24 protein-coding genes are annotated in these 22,502 nt (G+C 45.6%); all 24 read right to left on the reverse strand.

Translation table 11 applies throughout. The features are described from left to right. Positions 1 to 42: 42 nt before the first annotated feature. A complete protein-coding gene (locus U5K77_00630) occupies positions 43 to 999 on the reverse strand; it encodes a permease-like cell division protein FtsX (GenBank protein MDZ7744255.1) in 957 nt (318 codons plus the stop codon). Between the two features lie 18 nt (positions 1,000 to 1,017). Then, positions 1,018 to 1,695: a cell division ATP-binding protein FtsE gene (ftsE, locus tag U5K77_00635; protein ID MDZ7744256.1), complete on the reverse strand. Its 678-nt coding sequence runs from the start codon at positions 1,693 to 1,695 to the stop codon at positions 1,018 to 1,020. Between the two features lie 161 nt (positions 1,696 to 1,856). Next, the gene (gene prfB, locus U5K77_00640; GenBank protein ID MDZ7744257.1) at positions 1,857 to 2,948 is read right to left on the reverse strand and encodes a peptide chain release factor 2; all 1,092 of its coding nucleotides are present in this window, start codon (positions 2,946 to 2,948) and stop codon (positions 1,857 to 1,859) included. Positions 2,949 to 2,969: 21 nt separating this feature from the next. Next, positions 2,970 to 3,338: a hypothetical protein gene (locus U5K77_00645; protein ID MDZ7744258.1), complete on the reverse strand. Its 369-nt coding sequence runs from the start codon at positions 3,336 to 3,338 to the stop codon at positions 2,970 to 2,972. A 73-nt stretch (positions 3,339 to 3,411) separates the two neighbouring features. Next, positions 3,412 to 4,698: a pitrilysin family protein gene (locus U5K77_00650; protein ID MDZ7744259.1), complete on the reverse strand. Its 1,287-nt coding sequence runs from the start codon at positions 4,696 to 4,698 to the stop codon at positions 3,412 to 3,414. Positions 4,699 to 4,800: 102 nt separating this feature from the next. After that, entirely contained in the window at positions 4,801 to 7,410 is a 2,610-nt protein-coding gene (gene secA, locus U5K77_00655) for a preprotein translocase subunit SecA (protein MDZ7744260.1), read from the reverse strand. Positions 7,411 to 7,504: 94 nt separating this feature from the next. Next, positions 7,505 to 7,879, reverse strand: coding sequence for a ribosome-associated translation inhibitor RaiA (raiA, locus tag U5K77_00660; protein ID MDZ7744261.1), 375 nt, complete (start codon positions 7,877 to 7,879; stop codon positions 7,505 to 7,507). 18 nt (positions 7,880 to 7,897) lie between these two features. Then, on the reverse strand, positions 7,898 to 9,142 hold the full coding sequence (gene serS / locus U5K77_00665) for a serine--tRNA ligase (GenBank protein MDZ7744262.1): 1,245 nt from the start codon (positions 9,140 to 9,142) through the stop codon (positions 7,898 to 7,900). A gap of 44 nt (positions 9,143 to 9,186) precedes the next feature. Beyond that, positions 9,187 to 9,714: a hypothetical protein gene (locus U5K77_00670; GenBank protein ID MDZ7744263.1), complete on the reverse strand. Its 528-nt coding sequence runs from the start codon at positions 9,712 to 9,714 to the stop codon at positions 9,187 to 9,189. A gap of 49 nt (positions 9,715 to 9,763) precedes the next feature. Further along, on the reverse strand, positions 9,764 to 10,558 hold the full coding sequence (locus U5K77_00675; GenBank protein ID MDZ7744264.1) for a PD-(D/E)XK nuclease family protein: 795 nt from the start codon (positions 10,556 to 10,558) through the stop codon (positions 9,764 to 9,766). Between the two features lie 32 nt (positions 10,559 to 10,590). Beyond that, positions 10,591 to 11,838: a TRAM domain-containing protein gene (locus U5K77_00680; protein ID MDZ7744265.1), complete on the reverse strand. Its 1,248-nt coding sequence runs from the start codon at positions 11,836 to 11,838 to the stop codon at positions 10,591 to 10,593. A gap of 5 nt (positions 11,839 to 11,843) precedes the next feature. After that, on the reverse strand, positions 11,844 to 12,680 hold the full coding sequence (locus tag U5K77_00685; protein MDZ7744266.1) for a hypothetical protein: 837 nt from the start codon (positions 12,678 to 12,680) through the stop codon (positions 11,844 to 11,846). Between the two features lie 37 nt (positions 12,681 to 12,717). After that, on the reverse strand, positions 12,718 to 13,119 hold the full coding sequence (locus U5K77_00690; protein MDZ7744267.1) for a hypothetical protein: 402 nt from the start codon (positions 13,117 to 13,119) through the stop codon (positions 12,718 to 12,720). Positions 13,120 to 13,122: 3 nt separating this feature from the next. After that, positions 13,123 to 14,655, reverse strand: a complete 1,533-nt coding sequence (lysS, locus tag U5K77_00695; GenBank protein MDZ7744268.1) for a lysine--tRNA ligase — start codon at positions 14,653 to 14,655, stop codon at positions 13,123 to 13,125. Positions 14,656 to 14,732: 77 nt separating this feature from the next. Then, on the reverse strand, positions 14,733 to 15,029 hold the full coding sequence (locus U5K77_00700) for a hypothetical protein (protein ID MDZ7744269.1): 297 nt from the start codon (positions 15,027 to 15,029) through the stop codon (positions 14,733 to 14,735). 358 nt (positions 15,030 to 15,387) lie between these two features. Beyond that, entirely contained in the window at positions 15,388 to 15,846 is a 459-nt protein-coding gene (gene greA / locus U5K77_00705) for a transcription elongation factor GreA (protein MDZ7744270.1), read from the reverse strand. 63 nt (positions 15,847 to 15,909) lie between these two features. Then, positions 15,910 to 17,172 carry an aminoacyl--tRNA ligase-related protein gene (locus tag U5K77_00710; GenBank protein ID MDZ7744271.1) on the reverse strand — a complete coding sequence of 421 codons (1,263 nt, stop codon included), beginning with the start codon at positions 17,170 to 17,172 and terminating at the stop codon, positions 15,910 to 15,912. A gap of 17 nt (positions 17,173 to 17,189) precedes the next feature. Next, positions 17,190 to 17,981: a CPBP family intramembrane glutamic endopeptidase gene (locus U5K77_00715; GenBank protein MDZ7744272.1), complete on the reverse strand. Its 792-nt coding sequence runs from the start codon at positions 17,979 to 17,981 to the stop codon at positions 17,190 to 17,192. A 22-nt stretch (positions 17,982 to 18,003) separates the two neighbouring features. Continuing rightward, positions 18,004 to 19,110 carry a M50 family metallopeptidase gene (locus U5K77_00720; GenBank protein MDZ7744273.1) on the reverse strand — a complete coding sequence of 369 codons (1,107 nt, stop codon included), beginning with the start codon at positions 19,108 to 19,110 and terminating at the stop codon, positions 18,004 to 18,006. Then, the gene (gene uppS, locus U5K77_00725; protein ID MDZ7744274.1) at positions 19,110 to 19,814 is read right to left on the reverse strand and encodes a polyprenyl diphosphate synthase; all 705 of its coding nucleotides are present in this window, start codon (positions 19,812 to 19,814) and stop codon (positions 19,110 to 19,112) included. The genes U5K77_00720 and uppS overlap by 1 nt, the downstream gene beginning before the upstream one ends. Before the next feature lie 89 nt (positions 19,815 to 19,903). After that, positions 19,904 to 20,467 carry a ribosome recycling factor gene (frr, locus tag U5K77_00730; protein MDZ7744275.1) on the reverse strand — a complete coding sequence of 188 codons (564 nt, stop codon included), beginning with the start codon at positions 20,465 to 20,467 and terminating at the stop codon, positions 19,904 to 19,906. 11 nt (positions 20,468 to 20,478) lie between these two features. Next, a complete protein-coding gene (locus U5K77_00735) occupies positions 20,479 to 20,736 on the reverse strand; it encodes a hypothetical protein (GenBank protein MDZ7744276.1) in 258 nt (85 codons plus the stop codon). 147 nt (positions 20,737 to 20,883) lie between these two features. Next, positions 20,884 to 21,483, reverse strand: a complete 600-nt coding sequence (locus U5K77_00740; protein ID MDZ7744277.1) for a translation elongation factor Ts — start codon at positions 21,481 to 21,483, stop codon at positions 20,884 to 20,886. Between the two features lie 29 nt (positions 21,484 to 21,512). Next, positions 21,513 to 22,406: a 30S ribosomal protein S2 gene (rpsB, locus tag U5K77_00745; GenBank protein MDZ7744278.1), complete on the reverse strand. Its 894-nt coding sequence runs from the start codon at positions 22,404 to 22,406 to the stop codon at positions 21,513 to 21,515. Positions 22,407 to 22,502 lie beyond the last annotated feature (96 nt).

Here is a 22,502-nt window from a genome sequence, read left to right on the forward strand (position 1 = left end):
ACATTGCCCCTTTAATTCTATGTGTGCAAAAAACCGGCCGCCCTACCACCGTTTCAACTTAAGATACTTTTCCATCGCTAGGCTACTTGAGAATATACCTACCAATATACCCAGCAAGATAGTACTGAAAAATATTGCAATAATGGTTGTATACTCGGTAAAGAAGCTATGTGTCGCGGCAAATTCAGCCTGATTTTCCAGACCAGAACCAACCGAAAATATGAGCGAATACACTATGGCTGTAGCCGCTACACCGGCAATGACGCCGTAGATTGAGGCTTCAATCAAAAACGGCCCTCTTATATATCCCGGTGTTGCTCCGATTAGCTTCATGCTCCGGATTTCTTCAGAACGAGTGAAAATAGCGATACGTATAGTATTAAAGATAATAAGTACTGAGATAATTGTGAACACTGCCGCTGCCAAGATACTTGCCGTCGTAATAAAACGTTGCATTGATGCGGCTCGATCAATCGTCTTTTTGGCGTCGGTACGCCCAAGCGTAACACTCTCAACTACATTGTTGTATTGTTCCTGGTTTGCAATGTTGCCAACCTCTTCCAGCCGATTCAAGTCAGTTACGCTAATCTCATAAGACGCCGGTAAACTGTCGCCCCCGACTAAGGCCAACCCGGCTAATAGCTCCGGATCATTCTCAAAACTTTGCAAGAAGCGCCGCTGAGCTTCATCTTTGGAGACAAACTCTACAGTATTAGTATGAGGATGTTCCTGTATAGCACGCTCTAGCTCGGACTGGGTTGCAACTGGGGCATCATCTAGTAAATACACCGACACTTTAAGGTTACTGGATAGTTCACTGATAACACCTCGTGCCGTCACATTCAAAACAACTGCCAATAAAATTATTGTAAGTGCGACCAACATAACGGCTATAGCAGCGACACTCAGCCACGCATTTCGGAACAAGTTTCGGCTGCCGGTCTTCACGATGCGACCGAATGTTACCAATTTGTGGTGTAACTTCTGTTCGTTTTTCACTGCACAGTCTCCATGGCGCTACCTATATTCCCCGCTAGCCTTATCACTAACGACTCGTCCGCCCTCAATCGCGACCACCCGGCGTTTAAGCTTGTTGACTATATCAAAATTATGCGTTGTTAGCAGTACGGTAGTACCATATCTATTAACCTTTTCGAGAACTCTTATCACGTCCCAGGCATGCTTTGGGTCAAGATTTCCAGTCGGCTCATCTGCTATCAAGATTTTGGGCTGCCGAACCACGGCTCGAGCAATCGCCACACGTTGACGCTCGCCGCCAGACAATTCATCTGGCATACGATCTTCTTTACCTTTCAACCCAACAATATCCAACACGCGCGGAACGGTATGGTTGATTTCACTGTTCGTATGACCAACTATTTCTAATGCAAAAGCAATGTTTTCAAATACTGTCCGGTTCTGCAATAATCGAAAATCTTGAAACACCACGCCAATCTTCCGCCGTAGCAACGGGATATCTTTGTCTCGCAGCTTGTCATAATCAATACCGCCGATGACTATTTTTCCGCTGGATTGGCGCTCTTCACGTGTAAGCAACTTTAACAACGTAGACTTACCAGCACCGGATTTGCCAATAATAATAACGAACTCTTTGGGTTCAACGTGTAAGGATACCCTGTCAAGTGCCGTATTAGTCCGTCCGTACACTTTAGTAACTCTATCTAATAAGATCATTTACCTACCGATTCCTTAATCAATTTATTGCCTGTGCTGATACAATTTCAAGCACCCAAATCGGACGAAATTTCTGCGACTTGTTGCTGTTACTCTGTCTATGACACTCAATTGCATCAACCCGATTCATCGCATCCATTATAGCAAACTAAGCGTGAGAACTATGCATTATCCGCATAGGTCTGCTCTAGATAAGCATCGATGAACTGATCTATGTTGCCCGCAAGCACTGAATCCGGATCGCTGGATTCATGTTTGGTTCGCAAGTCTTTTACCTGTTTATACGGGTGCAAAACGTAACTGCGAATCTGATTACCCCAAGCTGCCTGTTCATTCGGACCTTTTAGTTCGGTTATTTTTTCAGCATGTTGCTCAACTTGTAATTGTGCAAGGCGGGATCGTAAAACCGTCATAGCAGTCTCCTTATTCTGTATCTGTGAGCGTTCGTTTTGTATGGCGACAACTATCCCTGTTGGGAGGTGAGTTATACGAACAGCAGAATCCGTTGTGTTGACACTTTGACCCCCTTTACCTCCGCTTCTGTACACGTCGACCCTTAGGTCTTTTTCGTCGACCTCTACAGCGTCTGGTTCATCAATCTTTGGCAATACTTCAACTTTTGCAAAACTTGTTTGACGCAAATTATCAGAGTTGAACGGGCTGAGCCTGACTAACCGGTGTACTCCGTCCTCTCCCTTGAGCTTTCCATAAACATATGCACCGCTCAACTCTAGAGTCGTGCTTTTAATACCGGCTTCGTCGCCAACCGACTCATCAATTACTTCAACCTGTACCTCATGGGCTTCTGCCCAGCGCGCATACATGCGCAATAGCATCTGAGCCCAATCTTGTGCATCAGTACCGCCGGCTCCAGCATGAATACTAACAATGGCATCGTGTTCATCATATCTGCCACTTAATTTTAACTCGTTTTTCATGACCTCGTACCGCGATGACAGTGCCGTAAATTTTTTTTGCAGTTCTGGCGATAAAGCCTCGTCACCTAACTCCGCCAGTTCCGCCAGTTCATGAACCTCTTGCTCTAATTCTTGCCACGGATTAATCTTGCGCTCCAGTTTAGCCTGTTGTTTCAGGTTAGTTTGCGCTGAAATATTGTCAGTCCAAAAATCTGGTTTTTGCGCTTTATCACGTAATTTTTGTAATTGCGCCTCTGCATCTTTAATCTGCAATTGACTAATCGCCTGCGATACATTGGAAACTAGGGCTTTGGATTGTTTTTGTAACTCCTGCATATAGTAGGAGATTATAAACAATTAAACCATTAAGAGATAGGCTACTAATACGCCAGTGATCACCAGCACTAAGACTGCAGCAATAATAAGCATGCTTTTAGAACCGTGATGTTTTTCGCCTACCGACGATCCAGTAACTGGTTGGTTGGCAGCTGGTGTTTGCGGTTGCTGCTGTGCAGGATCCTGCACAGGCTGTTGCGGTTGTGGCGGAGTCTGCCCAGCTGGCGGCGTTGGTGGCGTAGCTGGTTGTGGGTTTTCTTGAGGAGCAGGCTGCTGCTCTGGCTGTGGTGGCGTTGGTGGCGTAGCTGGTTGTGCTGGCGGTTGAGGATCTCCGCTCGGTGTTGGTTCTTTTGGTGGTGTTGGCTGCTGTGGATTTTCGTTCGGATTCATAATTATACCCTCTGCTTACCTTATAATACTGGTCAGTATAACTAGCATCATCGCTAAGCACAAGCGTTAGGCGCTATTGCCAAAGTACCTTTAACTTGCGATGAAGCTCCTCAACAAACTCATCGCCGGCGTTGCCAAGTGCGCCCATACCCCAAGTTTTTTCTTTGAACATTTCTTGCGTAATGGCGACTATCCGGTTTTTAGACACTGCTTTGATTCTCTCCGGTAATTTGTAGTAATCATCAATCTCACCATCAAAGAAGTAACGACAACTATACCCCATTGCTGTGCCGGCAACGGTTTGCCCGCTCCGTTGATAACGGCCAATGGCGTACTGCTTGGCTGCCGTAACATCTGCGTCATTGAGCTCGCCGGCAAATACAGCGTGCAGTTCGTTAATGATGATATCAAACAGTTTGTGGGCATTCTTTGGCATAACCTGTGAGCCAAACCACCAATTGCTCGACTCGCGCGTCTGGCCAAAGCCTGAGCTCATTCCATAAACAAGACCTTGCTCCCGAGCACTACCCAGAATTCGTGAATAAAGTGTCTCGGTCAACATTGTATTTATTAGATGCAAAGCATCGCTTTCCGGGTCGCGCATCCGTCGGTGCATAAAGGTGTCGATATAAAAATACAGGTTATCGACTGTGTTATTTTTTAAGTACAGTGCATTTTCTAGCGAGTGCGGTGTTTCGTGCGGAAGCTCCAACCTACCATCACCTTTTGGCAGTTCAATTGCTCCAAGCAGTTGCCTGATTACTTTCCGGCGAGCAGGCGGCAGTTTCCCGGCAAATACAAACCGTAAGTTACTGCTGGTGTGCGTTCTTTCGTAATGTGCGCGGAGATCATCTGGTTGTACGTTCTCCATAAGCTGCAATCGCTCCTGATCTGTTAGTACTGAGAAGCCGTAAGCTTGACGAAGCGCGAGACTCAAGTGACGGAAATGACTGTTGGAGCGGGCGGTCAACTCTTCACGGACATTGCCAAACTCAGCCCTAAACTCTTCTTCTAAAAATAGTGGCTTAGTTATAGCAATCAAGAGTAGATCAAGCACCCGATCCCACTCAAAGTCGGCACACTCCGCTTCATAGGTAATATCGTATGTGCCTGTGCTGGCATTATTATATGCACCGTTTTTCTCAAATTCTGCCTGAAATGTTCGAGCCTTAGGAATAAGCTCATTTGCTCCAAGCAGTACATGCTCCATCATATGGGGCGTTTCCCACTTATCTTTTTCTACGAGATACTCTCCGGCACGAAAATTCAGTTCATAAGTCATAACAGTGGCATCTGGTATATGTACCAATAAACCCCGTGCACCGTTCGGTAAAACAATTTCTGTCGTATTATGCTTCATAAGAGACTACTACACTTTTTACTTACCACGCAAACCACGTGACAATTAACTAACCCGTCTACAAGCCTACTATTAAAAGAAATAAACAATCGCTGCATAAACCTATTTACGCTTCTTGCTCTTTGTTTTTGCTTTACGCTTTCGCTCGGCCTTGCGAGCTTTTTTTACCTTATCGCGAGATTGTTTCTTCTGTTTTTCTTCAACGTGTTGTGGCACAAAATCAGTTTCACGGAACTCCTCAGCTTCAAGTATTTTATCTGCGTTGTTCACCGAGCGTCGTGCCGCCCTGGTTAGTTCAGTTTCCGTAGGCCGGCCAAGCTCTTCTTCTTCGACTGGTCGAGCATGGAATAACGCTCGAACAATATCGTGTCGCAAGCTATACTGCATCTCTTCAAACAAACGTTGACCTTGACGACGATATTCTACCAACGGATCCTTTTGCCCGACACTTATCCAAGAAATTCCCTCGCGCAGATGTGCCATATTCTCTAAATGCTGCATCCATAAATTATCCAAAATTTGTAGGTAAATATCTCTCTCAATGCGACGTAATACTTCAGGCGTAAAAGCTGCCTCGCGGCCGGCATATAGCTCCATAGCCTCAGCCTTAAGCACTTCACCGAACTTATCGGCAGGACTATCGAACAACCGATCGAGTGTCGGATCATCGAACGGAAACACTTCGGTCACAATGGCTTCAAACTGGTCGCTGGTTAGTAGAGGCGACTCAGCCAGTGCCCGCGACTCTTCTTCAATAAACACCTTTATGCGCTTACTTATATCCTCCTGTTTTAGTACTTCACGCCGCATGGTATAGGTTGCTTTACGGTGACGGTTCATCACGTCATCGTATTGAACAACGTTTTTACGCATATCAAAGTTAAAACCTTCTACTTTCTTCTGAGCTCCCTCCAAACTTCTAGAAATAGCACGGTTCTCAATTGGAGTCTCGTCGTCTACGCCAAGCCGTTTCATAATGGCACCTATTCGCTCACCACCGAATATTCTCATCAGGTCATCTTCGGTACTGACAAAAAACTGCGTAAGACCGGAATCGCCCTGACGACCCGACCGTCCACGCAGCTGATTGTCAATTCGGCGGGATTCATGTCTCTCAGAACCAATTACATATAGACCGCCGACTTTTTTGACATCTTCATCGAGTACGATGTCGGTGCCACGACCGGCAATATTTGTCGCTAAGGTTACTGCCCTTTTTTGACCGGCTTTCGCAACAATATTTGCTTCCCGCTCGTTATTCTTAGCGTTTAGTACCTGATGGGTGATCTTTTCTTTATTAAGAAGTGCGCTTAACCGCTCGTTCTTTTCAATCGATGCCGTACCAATAAGTACTGGTTGACCTCGCTGTTGTGCTTCTTTCACCTCTTTGACAACCGCTCGGAATTTACCTGACTCGGTCTTATAGATACGGTCCTGTCTATCTTCACGGATCAATTTCTTGTTTGGTGGCACTTCTACGACATCTAGCTTATAGATTTGGTGAAACTCGTCAGCCTCCGTCGCCGCAGTACCTGTCATACCAGAAAGCTTTTCATACAATCGGAAGTAGTTCTGAAAACTAATCGTGGCCAAAGTCATAGACTCTTGTTGTATCTCGACCCCTTCTTTGGCTTCGATAGCTTGGTGTAGCCCTTCGTTATAGCGACGACCTTTCAATAATCGGCCGGTAAATTCGTCTACGATAACAATCTCACCTTCGCTGGTTGCTACATAGTCTTTGTCACGCTTGAAGATTGCCTGTGCTTTTAACGCTTGTTCGAGGTGATATATAGTCCGGATATTACCCGCAGCGTACAAGTTATCAATACCTAGTATTTTCTCGACATGCTCGATACCGTCATCTGTCAATATAACCGCACGGCGCTTTTCGTCGACCTCATAATCTTTGTCTCGCTCTAAGTTACGTACAACCTTAGAAAACTGCTCATAGGCGCTGCCGCTAGTCATTGATGGTGCAGAAATAATCAGCGGTGTCCGAGCTTCATCGATCAAGATTGAATCAACTTCGTCGACAATCGCAAAGTGTAAATCGCGCTGGCGAAGCTGGTCGATCTCCCTAACCATATTGTCGCGTAAATAATCAAACCCAAACTCATTGTTTGTGCCATATGTCACGTCAGCGGCATATGCTTCTTGGCGTGAACATGGCTTGAGATGTTCGAACCGTGGATCCTGATGATCATTATTGGAAAAAGAGGCGTCATAAATATACGAGGCATCCGCAACAATCACCGCAACAGATAAACCTAAGAAATCGTAAACTTGACCCATCCAACCGGCATCACGTTGAGCCAAATAGTCGTTGACAGTAATAATGTGAGCACCTTTTCCGGTCAAACCGTTGAGATAAACTGGCAACGTCGCAACCAAGGTTTTACCCTCACCGGTTTTCATTTCTGCGACTTTACCTTCGTGCAGCACCATGCCACCAATCAGCTGCACATCAAATGGCCTCATCTCTACCGTCCGGCTGGCAGCTTCGCGTGCAATAGCAAATGCATCAGGAAGAATTTTATCCAGTGACTCATCTTCAAGACGCTTTTTCAATTTTTCCGTCTGTGCCTTCAGCTCGGCATCGGACATTTTTTTGTACGTTTCAGCCAACGCGTTAATATCTTTAACGCGTTTCTGCATGCGTTTGAGCGTTTTTATCTGCGGGTCTCCGAGGACACGCTTAACAATCTTTTTCAATGATTCCTCCCTGACTAGACTTCAGAAAATGCTGCCAATACAGGTTATTGTACCTTAGTTATGGCACCTTATTCCAGATTATTTTCAGAAATACTTATATTTCTTGACCACCTGTCTGCCGCCTAAGCCGCGCTAAAACCTTGCGATGCAACTTCTGGCTACCGTGCGTATCTTTATATTTCTTAAGGCGGTTTTTTAGTTTTGCTTCCACGATATCAATCGCTGCAAACATATTTACTGTCGATTCTTTGGTAGCGATGCGTTCTTGTGGCAAGTGCATAATAACCTCGCAAGTGCAGGTTTTTTTAGTTTTATTTTTTGACTCTTTCAAAAACACATCTGCCCTGACACTCTCTCGAGCATGACGCGGCGTAAATCGATCCAGTTTACCAATCTTGTTATCAACGTATTTCTGCAGCTCTGGTGTAACCGTAGTGTGAACGCCTCTTATCTCAATATTTTTTATCATAAACCCTCCTCTTTTAATCTATATTTTGTCTTTGCCGTTCATATACGGTCTCAGGACTTCAGGGACTGTAATAGTGCCGTCGGCTTGCTGGTAGTGCTCAAGGACAGCAATCAGCGAGCGAGCCAACGATACAGCCGTACCATTCAATGAGTGCAACATCTCCACGCTGCCATCTTTCCGACGAACTCTAACATTTAAATTACGTGTCTGAAAATCTGTGCAGTTACTACAACTTGTCAGCTCACGATACTCTCCGTCAACGCTGGACCAATACTCGATATCGTACTTTTTAGCGGCGGGCGCGCCAAGATCACCAGAAGCAATATTAATGACACGATAAGGAATTCCGATTGCCTGCCATAACTCTTCTTCAAATGAGAGTAGTTTTTCGTGCATATTTGCACTATTTTCGGCAGTCGTAAAAGCGTACATTTCTAATTTATTAAACTGATGGACTCGGAAAAGCCCACGCGTGTGCTTACCATACGTACCTGCTTCTTTTCGGTAACATGGACTTAGTCCAGCATAGAGCAACGGCAGCCTGTCTTCATCTATAATTTCATCAGCATGATAACCGGTCAATGGCAACTCAGACGTACCTATTAACGTAAGATCTTCGCCATCAATGTGATACTCGTCACTTTGCTCGCTAGTCCTAGGCTCAAAACCAGTACCCGTTGCGATCCTGCTGTTCACCATGTGCGGAACCAACATATAGGTAAAACCTTTTTGATTAACAAAATCCAGCGCATACTGCGTTATGGCATTTTCAAGTAGCGCCAAATCACCTTTTAGAAAATAGAATTTTGTCCCAGCTACTTTAGCGCCACGCTCAAAATCAACCCAGTCGCGCCCTGTAGCAATATCCAAATGATCACGCGCCCCCGTTTTTTTGTCACCAAATGTCTTTATCTCAGCGCTTTTATCTTCATCGCCCACCGGTACGTCGTCAAGAGACATATTTGGCACTTGTTTGAGTAAGTCTGTAAATTCTTTGTCTATCGATGTCAACTGATGTTCAAGATCAGCTAAGCGTTCCTTGATTTCACGCCCTTTGGCAATTTGCTCGTCACTGGGGCGTTGACCCTTCATACTCTCTGAGATTTCGTTGCGTTGGCGGCGCAACTCTTCGACTTGTTGCTGTAGCTCACGTCGCTTTTCATCAAAGCCTAGTAGCTGCGTTATATCAACGTCGTAGCCTTTTTGTTTGGATTTTTCTGCAACCAGTTTTGGATTATCTCTAATAAATTGAATGTCTATCATAATTCTATTATAGCGGACGCTGGTTCTTTTTCCTTAAGAATGATCTAAGAATCTAGTTGGTGTTTTAATAATAAAGCAGCAAGCTCAATCTGCACACGTTCATCACTGAACGGATAACATAACTTATCGCTATCAGCCGTAATCGGGTATATCTTCTCCCCGCCGTATTCAGTATAGATACTATCGTTTAACATCCCCTTACAGTTCACATCGGTTAGTTTACCACCAGGCTCCAAGACAATCCTGTCATGCCGAACATCTCCACCTTCGTCATATGTTTCTTGGTTCATGGTCACAAGCCATCCATCTACCAGTAAGCTTCGGATTTCCCGACGCTTAGAAAAAAGCGTTGCTTCGCGGTACCTAAACTGGTAATACGTAGCATCGTGTGGCACTGCGTGCGCAACAAGTAACCTGCTCGCGTGCACTGCTAGTTTAAGTGTTTTTGATCTTTCTTGTTGCTTCTTTTCAACCTCTAACCTAGCTCGTTCCTCAGCATCTTTCTGTGCTCTTTTTTGAACAACTTCTCGCTCTTTCGCTCTTCTGAAAACATCATCAAATTCACTGGCCATAGTACGTACTCCCGCTGAATAACAGTTTGACACTCTTTATATATAATTGTCAACGAGTATTTTTGGCTGATTTTTTCTGTAATGCTTTCACGGTGAGCTCGGTACGCTGACGAGCGTAAGTACAATAGTCACAATCGCCACCCATAGCCGCTTTACCGACTGCTGGCATGTCACCCTCTAGGCAATTTTTTATATCCGATAAGGTTGACTCTACCCAGCCGTCGCTCCCGGTATACGGGATTATTTTGGTCTTAAACTCAACCCGGTTATCAAATTCGTCCATATCAAGCCGACCATTGCAGTACACAAAGTAACCGGTGTCACTGACCTTAAAGCCGTTTTGCCTCAGCAGCCACTGGTAAACCTCCATCTGCCGCTTATAACTCATCTGCCAATCGGCATCAATCGTCACGTCGCTTTGTTTGGCGGTGGCCTTATAATCAACGACCATCAGCTCACCTGCCTCGTTTACCCAGATATCATCCACTGCTCCAAATACATGAAAATTAGTCGGCTCATGAACCGCAGCAACACCAGTAAAATTAGCCCGCCAAGTATCAAGCTCGTCGTGCTCGTACGGTACAGCTGCTACCCCAAAATCTTCCATCATGGGGTGAGGCTTTCCCTGCTTGCGATATACATCGAACTCTTTTTTGAGCAGTTCATCAACTGCAGAGTTGATTCTAAATGGTGGGCTACTCGGTCGCCTAACCTTAAGCCTAGCATCAAGCCAAAAACAGCGCGGACATTGCACGAACAACTCTATCTTACTTCGGCTCACCTTAAATACTTGCGTTTGCCCTGGTTTATAGGGAGACGTACGTTGTCTTGAGTAATATGCCATTAGGTCTCCATTCTACACGAGCAGCCGGCCAATTACTTGTCGGATTTTTGTAAAATTACCAATGATTCTATATGCGGGGTACGTGGGAAAAAATTATAACCAACTACACTCTTTACCTGATAAGCCGGTAATAGCTTAGCAATATCACGTGCTTGAGTGGCAGGGTTACAGCTTAAATAAACCACCGTTGGCGGGAGAACATCAATTACTCTATCAACCACTTTGTCATGCAACCCCGCTCTTGGTGGATCAAAAATAACCGATGTATATTCAGTGATATAGTCCAAAGCCTGTTCAGTGCTGGCCTGCACCACTTTACTGGACTGCCCGGCATTGTGCTTTGCCATCTTAACGTTGTGTTCATCCAGTTCAACAATCGTATCAGCACCCACGCTTACACCAATTGTACCCACCCCGCCATACATATCGACAATCTGCTTGTGGCCATTTACTGCTTGTTTTATGTGCATGAGAGCTTGCTCGAATAGCGGCACATTTACCTGAAAAAACGAGTTTACATCGTATAGGAAATCATGGCCGGCAATATTATCGGTTAGTCTAATATCATCGTACACGTATAGCTTTTTGGTAATAATGCTTGCTGGGCTCTTGGGGTTAGAATAATATACCGCCACACCTTTACAAACTTCAGCCAATTCTTTAATTTCTGGGAAATCTTGGTCTTTTACAAAAATGGCGGCAACTGTTTCTTGACGTTGATTAGCGCGAACTACCACCGTTTTAAGTTGGCTACCGCGCACGCCTGCTGTGTTTAAAATTGCACAAATTCTGTTGGCAGTTTGGTCAACTTCGGGTCGCGCAATACTACTGCCTTCAACGATGCGTTTGCCATGTGTGCCCCTATGAAATAACGCTAAATGCAAACCATTCTCGTCCGCCCAAAAGCTGTACTCCATTTTATTTCGGTAATAAAGATAATCGTCAGGACTAACGAAATCAGCCTCCGGTGTGACTACGCCTTCACGGTTCAACGTTTCTTCAAGGATATTTTGTTTGTAAGTATTTTCAGCTGCATAAGACAGTGTCTGCCACGGGCTGGTACTCAAAAACGCTTCATCTACCGGTTTTATTCGCTCGCTTGATGGCTTAATAATATCTTCAGCTACTGCTTCAACATAATCACGACGTTTTTTAGTGACCCGAACTACCAAACGTTCGCCAGGGTAAGCGTTCCAAACAAATACTTTTCGCCCGTCGGCCAGAGATCCCATGCCTTGACCACCATGAACTAGTTTTTCAATGACAATTTCTTCTTGCATGCGGTCTAGTTAGTAAAGCCGGCAATCAAAACCGCAACGCTAACGAACTGCAATCCATACGCAATCAAAATATAATTGCGCTCAACTACTGCATAGTCTTTCCAGGCACTACGGCGGCGGTTACTCAGCCACAAGTTCGCAAACAGCAGTACCAATCCGATTAACACAATACCCTGCACTGCATACACATGCCCCGCTAAACTCTCAAATCCATAAAGCGTTGTTGCAAGCGTAGTGAATAATATCAAAAGCCACGGCAAAAACACCGCAAGAACCGACAATATATAGGCTGAAGGTACAAACTTGCGAGCCTTTTCGTTTTGACGTTCGCTTAGCCACGCCAAACCGAAGCCAATCACCACAATACCAGAGATAAGCTTAAGGACAGCCACATCCGAAATACCGCTCAACATAGCGACAACGCTTGTCAGTAACCCCATAGTGACCGCCAAGTAAACCCAACGCCAAACATACACACGTTTAGTCATGGCCTTTTCGTAGCTGCTTCGCCATCTTGTCAAAAGTAACAGCGAATAAACCGCACTAACACCTAGCAACACGGCAAGTAACACGCGCAAATCTATGTCCATCAAGATGCGCTCAGCGCTTACGAGCGAGGCATCCTGTGAGTCAGCCAGTGGATTAGTTGTTAGGTAGCGTACCGTCCATGAGAAGTAAGTTGCTGCCATAAACGCCCACGTTACGACTATTGCAAGAATGCTGCCAATTAATGTTAGCCTATACAAGGTTCTCAATAATGTAACTGGCTGCTTGGTGCGCTTTGTAGAGGTTGGTTTCTTTGCCGTCTTTGTCTTTGCCTTAGTTGTTGTCTTCTTTGCCATAATAAAGAGTGTACCATTTTCGTGATATTGTGAACACCTAGCTGCCCCAAGAGTGTTCTTCAAGATGAGCCTGAAAGTACCCCAGTACCATTTGGGAAAAATCATCATCTAGACTCAGCTTCTTGGCCTTTTCACGCCAAAATCGCAGTACCATCTCACCCCCGTCGGACAAATCTACCACACGAAATCTAGCACTGAGCACGTTTGTATCATATTCTCTTCTGCGAGTAAGCGAGCAGATCGCTTCTAGTGCCACGCTTTCATCGGTCAATTCGGCGTTAAATTTACGGTACTCGCGGCCGCCTTGTATATACGAGTAACCTTTCTCTGCTAACCTCTCGGCCAAAGCAAATCCCACCCGTGCTTCCTTTTGAATCTCGTCGACACTACCTGACGGCACTGCATCCAAAGCGAGCCGTTCGAGTTCACCCAAAACCATGGCTTATTCTTCCAGTCGCAGCCGTGCAATCAACCACTCGCGCGGTAATATGCTTAAAAACCAGCCGGCTCGCGGGCCGGACGATTTATTAATCAGCGCACGGTACAAGGTTGCAAACAGTTCTTTAGGCGGCACGTCAGTGTACTCCTTAAACTCATAAATAGCCTTATGGAACCATTCACCGTCAGCATCACCAGGGGCAGCCGATATCTTATCAGCAAGCTGATTCATAAAATCGCGCTGCTTAGGGCTGAACGCCTGCTCGTCAACTGTTTCGGCAAGCGAAAACTTAACTTCTTCCGGCGCCCACGTTGCCAGCCATTTGTCGATAAACTTAAGTTCGGCAATAATCGTGTCACGTTGCTGTTGAACGTGCGCTTTATGCTCGGTTCGAGCAATCACGTCCAAGGTCTTTTCTGCATCACCAAGCGATGCCTGATAGCTTGCCACTAAGTGCGAAAACGGCACACTACTAACCGTAATCTGCTCAATGCCTTCGGTGCACAGACCAACTAACTGCTCTTCGCCTTCATCTTTATTTGGCTTGGCAAGCAACTGTGCAAACTCGTCAATCAGGCGCACCACACCCCCTTGCGGATCGAAAAACAACGCTCTCGACGGTGCCATGCGCAATATAAAGTAACGTGAAACTTCCGGTGGCAGTACTTCGACCACCTCGCTCATTAAAATACCATTACCACTGCTGGCACTCATCTTCTTGGTATCTCCAGCGCGATTAACAAAGTCATAAGGGATCGGATACGGTGCCGGAGCTTGAAACACCCGATCCATCAATGCTCGACCGGTATCATAGCTACCACCCTTACTTCCATGATCGCGCCCGAACGGCTCCACCTGCACACCGAGTAACCACCAGCGCGCCGGCCAATCTACTCGCCAATCCAGTTTTACCTCGCCGCTCTGGTAGCTTGTCGCTTGTTCATTACCATCCTTATCCAAATATCGGATAATTTTTTTATCAACATCAATGCCGACAAAAGGTCGTTTCTTCAAGTAGCCGCCTTCATTTACCTGTATAGGCGACCATTGCTGGTCGAGCGTACGCCCCGAGACGTCTTCTAGCACTCGCCTTGTCTCATCAATCGATTCCAGCACCCGCTCAATCGCCGGTACAAAAAAGCCAGCACGATATTTTTCGTGCGCACGCAACATATCAAACTCAATACCGAGCCGCGCTACACTGTCGAGAAAGCTTTGCAATGCAAAATCTGCATATGATCGCTGCGAACCATCGGGTGCTGGCAAGTCACATAATGGCATGCCTAGATATCGCTCGTACTCTGCCGGAACCGATGACGGAACTTTTCGGAAACCGTCTAAATCATCGACAAAGTGTACGTGTCGCACGCGACGCCCCCGTTTGCGCAGCTCGCGCAACAGCGCATCACACGTAATAATTTCACGTAAATACCCCATATGGTACGAGCCGGATGGCGCAATACCGCTTTCGATTAACAACTCACCTTCCGGGTGCGCTTGCGTCAGTTCGTCGGCAATTTTATTCAACCACTGCATATACGTGAGTTTTTATCCTTTCCTTCTCATTAACAGTTAGTATACCTCAGATAGATATGAGTCGAAACTGGTAGTAATTATTGCACGTCTGAATCTAGTATTTGGTCGCTACGTGCGATAGCTAGACCGCGAATAATCATATCTCCTTCCTTTATACAATACGGCACAATTCTCTCGTTGCCCTCTTGCAACCGTCGGTTCATTTCAAGCCAAATGCTGTGGACACCCTGTTCTAACAGGCGCTCGGGGTTACCACAAAACACTAAAAACGGTTCGGGTTCATCTACAGGTACTTCGCGCAACTCATCTGAACCAATGCTGTTACTGGCATCAATCGCCTCTGCTACTTGTGCTCTAAATTCACTAAACTCCATACTTTTCTCCTTACTTAACATTAAAAACTCCCCGCCGTGAGTACTTCTGGTCGTATGCACCGGCGGGGAGTTTAAGTTATAAAAGAAGAATACGCCTTGGTGCTACGACCAAAGCTTGGACTTGTTTACAGGCGATAAAATTCTATAAAAACTCATGGCCACTATTTTTCCATACATTAGCACTCTTAGCAAATAGCGATAAAAGTCAAGATATCTTAAAAACCACAAAAAACTTTACTTAACTAAATTTACTATTTTTTAAAACATATGTTCCATTTTGTTTGAGCTTTTTCTACCCTAGTTTTTCGGATTAGAAATAAACGCGCCACTCGACTGGCGCGTTTATTTATATACTGATCTATGCTATTTCGGCAATCTTATAAGTAGCAGTTTCGGCGGGCGTAACGATTTCGACTTCTTCTCCCTCTTTTTTGCCAAGTAGAGCTTTGCCGATTGGTGACTCATCAGAGATTTTTCCATTTAGTGGATCGGCTTCGACAGTCCCGACCACCTGAAACTCTTTGGTCTTTCCTTTGGCTTTGAGCTTTACGCTAGAACCTAAACGCACCTTATTGTCACTTTTTGGTTTAGAGATAACTTCAACGTTTTGCAAAATGTTTTCAATTTCTCCAATTCGTCCCTCAACACGCTCTTGCTCCTGGCGAGCTGACGTATACTCAGCATTTTCACTCAAATCGCCAAATTCACGCGCTGTTTTGATTCGCTCGGCAATTGGTCCGCGTTGAGCAACCAAATCCTTAAGTTCGGCCTCTAACTCCGATACGCCTTCCTTTGTCAAATGAAACTGTTTTTTCATAATTACATACCCTTCCTTTATCAGGTCACCTCTGTTTAGGTCTCACAGAATGGCCCTAGTATATCAAGCTTTTTTGCCACCTACTAGCTCTTTTATAAGCTGGTTCTTATTAACCGTTGTTGCATCCGCAGAACTGCGTGATTTTAACTCAAATACCTGCGCTTCTGTCGTCTTATCGCTGACGACGACACGGTACGGTATACCCAGCAAATCGGCATCAGCAAATTTTTCACCCGGGCGCGCATCCCGGTCATCATATAATACTGAGATATTTCTGTTCGTCAACTCATCGTACAATTTATCGGCTTCTGATATCACATGTGGTGTATTTCCGAGCCTTGCAAGATAAACAACCGCCGGTGCAATACTACGTGGCCAAACCAGACCTTTATCATCAGAGAATTTCTCGGCTAGCACTCCTATTAACCGTGACACGCCTATGCCATAGGAACCCAAGTGAACCGGTTGCCTGCTACCCTGCTTGTTAGTAAACATAAAGTCCATTTGTTCACTTTTTTGTGTTCCAAAATTAAAGATATTACCCACCTCGGCACTTTTTACTTTTTCTAACTCGTCGCGCTTTACACCAAGATCTGTCAGTGTCTTATCGTCCATAACCTCTTCGTTCACGGCAATATTTTTTTTGCGGTGCACATAAATAACATCTTCACCTGCTTCACAGATTGTCTGAAACTCATGGCTAAACTGTGTAAAAGCTCCGCCGCTAGCAAACGTAATGTAGGTCTCATCGCCTATCCCAAGCCGTTCATATACTCGGTTATAAGCCTCTATTGTTGCTTGATAAAACGCCTCATGCTGAGCCTCATCAATGCTGCAAGAATACATGTCTTTCATCAAAAACTCACGCCCCCGCATCACGCCGCTCTTGGCTCGCAGCTCGTTGCGCATCTTTGTCTGAAACTGGTACACGTTAATCGGCAAATCTTTATAGCTGTTTAAGTGCTGTTTTACCATCTCGACAATCGGCTCCTCGTGCGACCAACCTAGCCCGACTTCCGTGCCATCTTTCAGTTTAGATTTAAACCAAATGTCGACTATTTCATCATTCCAGCGATCAGTAGCCTCCCAGGTAGCTTTGGGCTGCAAGCTGGTCATCAGCAGTTCCTGGCCGCCTACAGCGTCCATTTCTTCTCTTATAATGCGCTTTATATTTTCAAGTACCTCAAGTCCAAGCGGTAAATAACTATAAGCTCCGGCCATTTCTTTATGAATGTAACCAGCCTGAATTAACAGTTGGGCGTTACGTGCGGTTTCATCCGCCGGCACGTCTTTGCGCGTACGAGTAAATAGTTGTGAACGTCTCATCGTAGCTTCATTCTACCTTAGAAAATTCTGAATATAAACAATAGGCTAAAAGCAATCATATTTTTAATAGCGTGTAACCCGATCGCCGGCCACAGACTACCGGTTTTTTCGCGCAACCCGACAAGTACTATTGACAGGACGAACGTATCAATCGCCACCGCCCAGTGTAGTGGATCACCGCTACCAAAACCCAAATGCGCTGCCGCGAATACAACGCTGGTAATAAAACCGGCAACCCACATGTTCATTCTCCGTCGTAATCCGGTGTATAAAAATCCACGACATAGAATCTCTTCGTATAGCGGCGGCAAAACAACTAAACCTACAAATACCACTAGTAGCGGCCAGCCGCTGACTGCCCTGTCAAACCCCAGTTGTTGTTCTTGCTGAAAATCAACACCTGGCAAAAAGTTATAAACCGCTACCGATGTGACGATGAATAGCGGAAAATAATACCCGTACCCTAGCAAGGCATTCAACCCGTCTTTGAGCTGTGGTCTCTTGAGACCGATACTTCGCCAGTTGGTTTTCGTCCACCGCAAAATAAGTCCAATCAACGCCGTACCAAGCAAAGCCGTCAAGAGAGACATCGCAAATAGGGCGTACTGGTTTGATTGTAACCACCTCTGCGCCTGATCCGACGAACCAAACCGCAATGCCGCATAGCCGCCCACTACGACTAAGCTCAATATCTGAGCCGAAATATAGACAGCGAACGTCCCAAACAAACTCAGATTAGGCGTGAGACCTAAAAAAGGAGTTTTAGGTTTTTCGGCTACTGATTGCTGTTCATGGTCGTTATCAGTCATGACGCCATCCCCACATCAGTTCTCAGAAAAAACGCCGGATATCAACGACTGTTATAACCACTATAAGTAGCATCAGCACCATAAACCCGGTGCCGTGAATGCGCTCTTCCAGTTCTTTGTTAAGCGGTTTTTTCAACGTCCTAAATATCAATGTTACAAACAGCCGTCCGCCATCAAGTGCCGGTATAGGCAGCGCGTTCATGATCCCTAGACTCACAGATACCAAGGCAATAACAAACAGTACTTGCGCAATACCGATTGCAGCGGTGTCGCTCAATATCATAAATACAGCAACTGGTCCACCTACCGCTTCGCCGGCTACTTCTGGTTTTCCAGCAAAAAGATTTTGAACCACGTAACCCAAGCCCCGTAATGACACATCGGTATACTGCAGCGTACTGACAGCACCGACTATCGGTGCCGACCACGTTGCCCGTATTACTTGAGCATCAGCCGGCGCCACTCCAAGATAGCCCTGACCGTTGGCATCTTCGTTAAGTGTCGCGCTAGTTTTAAATACCTCGCCATCACGAACATATTCAATATCTACCGTTTGTCCACGCAAACTTTCGGTAATTGCCGGTAGTTCATCAGCCCGCTCTATAACCTCTCCATCCACCCGTTGTAGCTCGTCACCAGACTGCAAACCGGCTTCGGCCGCCGGAGAGTCTTCAACCACGCCGACAAATATCTGACTGCTCACCAGCTCAGTATCGGCTGCTACACTAAATTGCTCGCGATCATAAAACGGCAGATCTGCTAAGTTTGCCTTGGGCATACCGACCAGTGCCAAGGTGGTGAACAGTATGGCTGCTACCAAGAAGTTCATACCCACACCGGCCAACAAAATTTTTACCTTGGCACCTAATTTTGCGGCACCATAGCTACCTGGGGTGTCGTCCTCGTCGTGTTCACCTTTGAGCTTGACGAACCCGCCCAAAGGCAGCCAGTTAAGCGTGTAGGTTGTGCCGTGCTTCTTGGTTAGCACTTTTGCCCGTGGCGGGAAACCAATGCCAAATTCTTCAACTTCCACCCCATTACGACGTGCGGCAATAAAGTGGCCAAACTCGTGCACCACCACCAAACCGACAAATAACAAAATACCCAAAATCAATAATACAATTGCCATTATTGCCCGAACCTCCGCTGTCTATTTTTGTAGTCTTCTATTGCTGCATCAAAATCATCAGTGTCAAAATCCGGCCAGTGTTTGTCGGCAAAATATAGTTCGGCATAGGCGGCGCGCCACAGCATGAAATTACTTATTCGCTGCTCACCAGAGGTTCGTATAATCATATCAACCGGCGGAATATCAGGCGCATAGAGGTACTTTTCCAGCGTTGCCGGTTCAAGCGCACGCATGTCCTCACCCGCCTCGTTTGCTTGCCTGACAGCCTCGGTAATTTCTTGTTGTCCGCCGTAGTTAAAGCACAATCCAACCGTACCGGCAGTATTGTTTATGGTTAGCTCCTCGGCTTTTTCTATGGCATCTAATAACTTTTTATCCAGCTTATCCTTGGTACCTAAAAACCGTACCCTAATATTCTCTTTGTGCAGCTCTTTGACCTCATTATTCGCCACCCAAAGCGCTAGATCCATCAAATAACCGACTTCTTCCTCGGATCGTTTCCAGTTCTCGGTGGAAAACACAAATACTGTCAAATAGCGTAAACCTTCCAGTTTCAACGCATGTTTAGCGATTGTTTTTAGATTTGCGTATCCTTTGCGATGCCCGTCCAGGGTTGATAAACCTTGCGCTTTTGCCCAACGACGGTTGCCGTCAAGTATCAGTCCGATGTGAGTTGGTTGGGTTGCTTGTTTGTTGTGCTGCATGCTATATAAGTATAACCTAGCTCGTTGTTTAAGTAATGAATTTTCTGAGTCCCAGCCGCTTGCTAAATTCTTTTAACATGAGACTCGACCTAAACGGTCATAATCTCTTGCTCTTTGGCTTTGGCGTGAGTTTCAGCCTGTGACTTTACTTCTCCCATAGCCGTATCAACTTGTTTTTGCAGATGCTTGGCATCGTCATCGCTGATATCTTTGTTTTTCTTTGCTTGATCAATTTCTTTATTGGCATCGTGCCTAACGTTGCGCATGCTCACCATACACTCTTCCAGTTTGGTTCCGACTAATTTAACGTACTCCCGGCGGCGCTCTTCGGTCAACGGTGGTACTGGCACGCGTACGACCTTGCCGTCATCCATCGGATTCATTCCTAATCCTTGATTGTTACGAATCGCTGCTGAAATAGCCTGAATATTATTCGGGTCAAACGGCGTAATCTGCAAAAGTTGCGGCTCGGGTGTGCTAATGCTGCCTACCTGGATCAATGGCATTTCCGTGCCGTATGCCTCTACCATTACACCATCCAACATGCTCGGGTGCGCCCGACCGGTGCGGATTTTTTTTAACTCATCCTCGAAGTGCTCAAGCGCTGCGTTAAACTTGGTTTTTGCTCGGTCTACTAATTGACTTGGATTCATATACTCTGATTCTACTTTCTCTGATTATAGCTTCCTATTGCAACTGTCTTTGCGATACACATGGTCCGCATGCACGAAAACGCTCTATCTCTGGCCTCTTCATCTCTTGGGCCAGGATACATATCAGGCCAATTCCCATCGTTTTCTACAGCAAACTCCACACCATCTATTGCCCGCTCACGGACACTGATATCGCTCGCACCTTCTACGGGGCACTCTTTGCCACATGTCTCAAATGGCTCACATCGTATTTTTTGTGGTACACCCATTTAATCACCTCCTGAACATATTTATTGTAGTACGGATTAAACAATTACTGAAGGATCGTGGCTTCATCCTGGTGTTTTTTGAGATGAGTCCGTAGACACCATCCCGCTGCTAGAAACTATAAAAGGGCTCGATCCTATTTATCAATGTTAAGCGACTTCGCCCAATGCGACACGACTAAACCGGCGTACTACGATGTTCTCGCCCAGCTTAGCGATGTTCTCTTTAACGTACTCACCTACGGTCTGATCCGGATCTTTAACAAAAGGTTGGTCCAACAAACAGCGTTCTGCAAAATGCTTTTTGACCATACCGTCTACAATTTTATCAATCATATCAGCTGGCTTGCCATCGGCTTTTGCTTTATCAACAAATTCTGCACGGATCTTGCTAGACTCTTCCTCTGGCACATCATCGGTGCTGACATACTGCGGCGCTGAAGCAGCAATATGCATAGATAAATCTTTTACAAGCTCAGTAAATAATTCGTTACGAGCTACAAAATCAGTCTCGCAGTTGACTTCTACCAACACCCCTATACGACTGTCGTGGTTGTAGGTTCCAACTACTCCAGCGCGGGCTTCACGTTCGCCACGCTTTTCGGCCTTAGTTAAACCCTTCTTGCGCATGGCTTCCAACGCCTTATCAAAATCACCACTAGTTTCTTCTAGAGCGGCTTTGGCATCCGTCAAACCTACACCCGTCAGATTCTTTAGCCTCTTAATATCATCAATCTTAATATTCGCCATCAATATTCTCCTTCATCAAAAATTACTGTCTACTTATCTTTGTCTTTATCTGCAGTTTTAGTAGTTGTTTTTGTGGCTGCTTTTTGATGTTTTACCTTACCGTTTTCGATTGCCGATTGAACATAGCCGACAATCAATTGAATCGTCTTGATCGCATCATCGTTAGCCGGAATAGGGTAATCAATATCTGTCGGGTCAGCGTTAGTATCAACTAAGGCGACAACCGGCAAACCAAGCTTACGTGCTTCACGTACTGCATTAATCTCGTGAATAATGTCTACCACAAATACAGCGCCAGGTTTGGCTTGCAATTCCTTAATACCACCGTACATGTGATTCATTTCGTCGATTTCTTCCTGAAACCGCTGCACTTCTAGTTTGCTATATTTAGCCTCTAGCTGACCACTCTCCATTTTGGACTCTTGATCTTTTAGGTGCTTAACACGCCCGCCAATAGTATTACGGTTGGTTAACATACCGCCAAGCCATCTTTCAACCACATACGGCATGCCGGTTTCTTCGGCAGCTTTTTTAACGACATCTCGCGCCTGTCGCTTAGTGCCGACCAATAGCACTTGCTTGCCCTGCGCAGTCGTATTTTCTAGAAACTTTAGGGCGTCCTCCAGCTTGTCGACCGTTTTTGTCAGGTCAATTATGTGGTTGCCCTCGCGCTTGCTGTGAATATACGGCGCCATCTTTGGGTGCCACCGGCTGGTTTTGTGGCCAAAATGGGCTCCGGCCTCTAATAGTTGTTTGATATCTACCCCGTTAGAAACTTTCTTCGTTCCTGTGGTAGTAGTTTTATCCTCTTTTGTTTCTGTCTGTTTGTTTCTTACGGGGTCTACCTTTGTGGTAGTTGCTTTTGTGGTTTTGGTGTCTTTAACGTCCTTGGTTTCTGACGCAGATTCAGCTTTTGTAGCCATATCGTTTACTGCTTCCTTTCTTATGCTCCTCGGTTTCTCACGGTTATTTTAGTAATATGCAATCAGATTACTAAATACCGCGAAAAGCGGAGGGGC

The sequence above is a fragment of the Candidatus Saccharibacteria bacterium genome (assembly GCA_034521515.1).
In the GTDB taxonomy this organism is placed as follows: Bacteria; Patescibacteriota; Saccharimonadia; order Saccharimonadales; family JAXHMH01; genus JAXHMH01.

Excerpts from the sequence above, each read along its gene's own strand:
- U5K77_00720 (MDZ7744273.1), bottom strand. The coding sequence starts at position 19,110 with ATGGCAATTGTATTATTGATTTTGGGTATTTTGTTATTTGTCGGTTTG.
- U5K77_00675 (MDZ7744264.1), bottom strand. The coding sequence starts at position 10,558 with ATGGCATATTACTCAAGACAACGTACGTCTCCCTATAAACCAGGGCAA.
- U5K77_00740 (MDZ7744277.1), bottom strand. The coding sequence starts at position 21,483 with ATGGCGAATATTAAGATTGATGATATTAAGAGGCTAAAGAATCTGACG.
- prfB (MDZ7744257.1), bottom strand. The coding sequence starts at position 2,948 with ATGCAGGAGTTACAAAAACAATCCAAAGCCCTAGTTTCCAATGTATCG.
- uppS (MDZ7744274.1), bottom strand. The coding sequence starts at position 19,814 with ATGCAGCACAACAAACAAGCAACCCAACCAACTCACATCGGACTGATA.
- U5K77_00690 (MDZ7744267.1), bottom strand. The coding sequence starts at position 13,119 with ATGGTTTTGGGTGAACTCGAACGGCTCGCTTTGGATGCAGTGCCGTCA.
- U5K77_00735 (MDZ7744276.1), bottom strand. The coding sequence starts at position 20,736 with ATGGGTGTACCACAAAAAATACGATGTGAGCCATTTGAGACATGTGGC.
- U5K77_00670 (MDZ7744263.1), bottom strand. The coding sequence starts at position 9,714 with ATGGCCAGTGAATTTGATGATGTTTTCAGAAGAGCGAAAGAGCGAGAA.
- raiA (MDZ7744261.1), bottom strand. The coding sequence starts at position 7,879 with ATGATAAAAAATATTGAGATAAGAGGCGTTCACACTACGGTTACACCA.
- U5K77_00685 (MDZ7744266.1), bottom strand. The coding sequence starts at position 12,680 with ATGGCAAAGAAGACAACAACTAAGGCAAAGACAAAGACGGCAAAGAAA.
- U5K77_00645 (MDZ7744258.1), bottom strand. The coding sequence starts at position 3,338 with ATGAATCCGAACGAAAATCCACAGCAGCCAACACCACCAAAAGAACCA.
- serS (MDZ7744262.1), bottom strand. The coding sequence starts at position 9,142 with ATGATAGACATTCAATTTATTAGAGATAATCCAAAACTGGTTGCAGAA.
- rpsB (MDZ7744278.1), bottom strand. The coding sequence starts at position 22,406 with ATGGCTACAAAAGCTGAATCTGCGTCAGAAACCAAGGACGTTAAAGAC.
- greA (MDZ7744270.1), bottom strand. The coding sequence starts at position 15,846 with ATGAAAAAACAGTTTCATTTGACAAAGGAAGGCGTATCGGAGTTAGAG.
- U5K77_00710 (MDZ7744271.1), bottom strand. The coding sequence starts at position 17,172 with ATGAGACGTTCACAACTATTTACTCGTACGCGCAAAGACGTGCCGGCG.
- lysS (MDZ7744268.1), bottom strand. The coding sequence starts at position 14,655 with ATGCAGTGGTTGAATAAAATTGCCGACGAACTGACGCAAGCGCACCCG.
- ftsE (MDZ7744256.1), bottom strand. The coding sequence starts at position 1,695 with ATGATCTTATTAGATAGAGTTACTAAAGTGTACGGACGGACTAATACG.
- U5K77_00650 (MDZ7744259.1), bottom strand. The coding sequence starts at position 4,698 with ATGAAGCATAATACGACAGAAATTGTTTTACCGAACGGTGCACGGGGT.
- U5K77_00680 (MDZ7744265.1), bottom strand. The coding sequence starts at position 11,838 with ATGCAAGAAGAAATTGTCATTGAAAAACTAGTTCATGGTGGTCAAGGC.
- frr (MDZ7744275.1), bottom strand. The coding sequence starts at position 20,467 with ATGAATCCAAGTCAATTAGTAGACCGAGCAAAAACCAAGTTTAACGCA.
- U5K77_00700 (MDZ7744269.1), bottom strand. The coding sequence starts at position 15,029 with ATGGAGTTTAGTGAATTTAGAGCACAAGTAGCAGAGGCGATTGATGCC.
- U5K77_00715 (MDZ7744272.1), bottom strand. The coding sequence starts at position 17,981 with ATGACTGATAACGACCATGAACAGCAATCAGTAGCCGAAAAACCTAAA.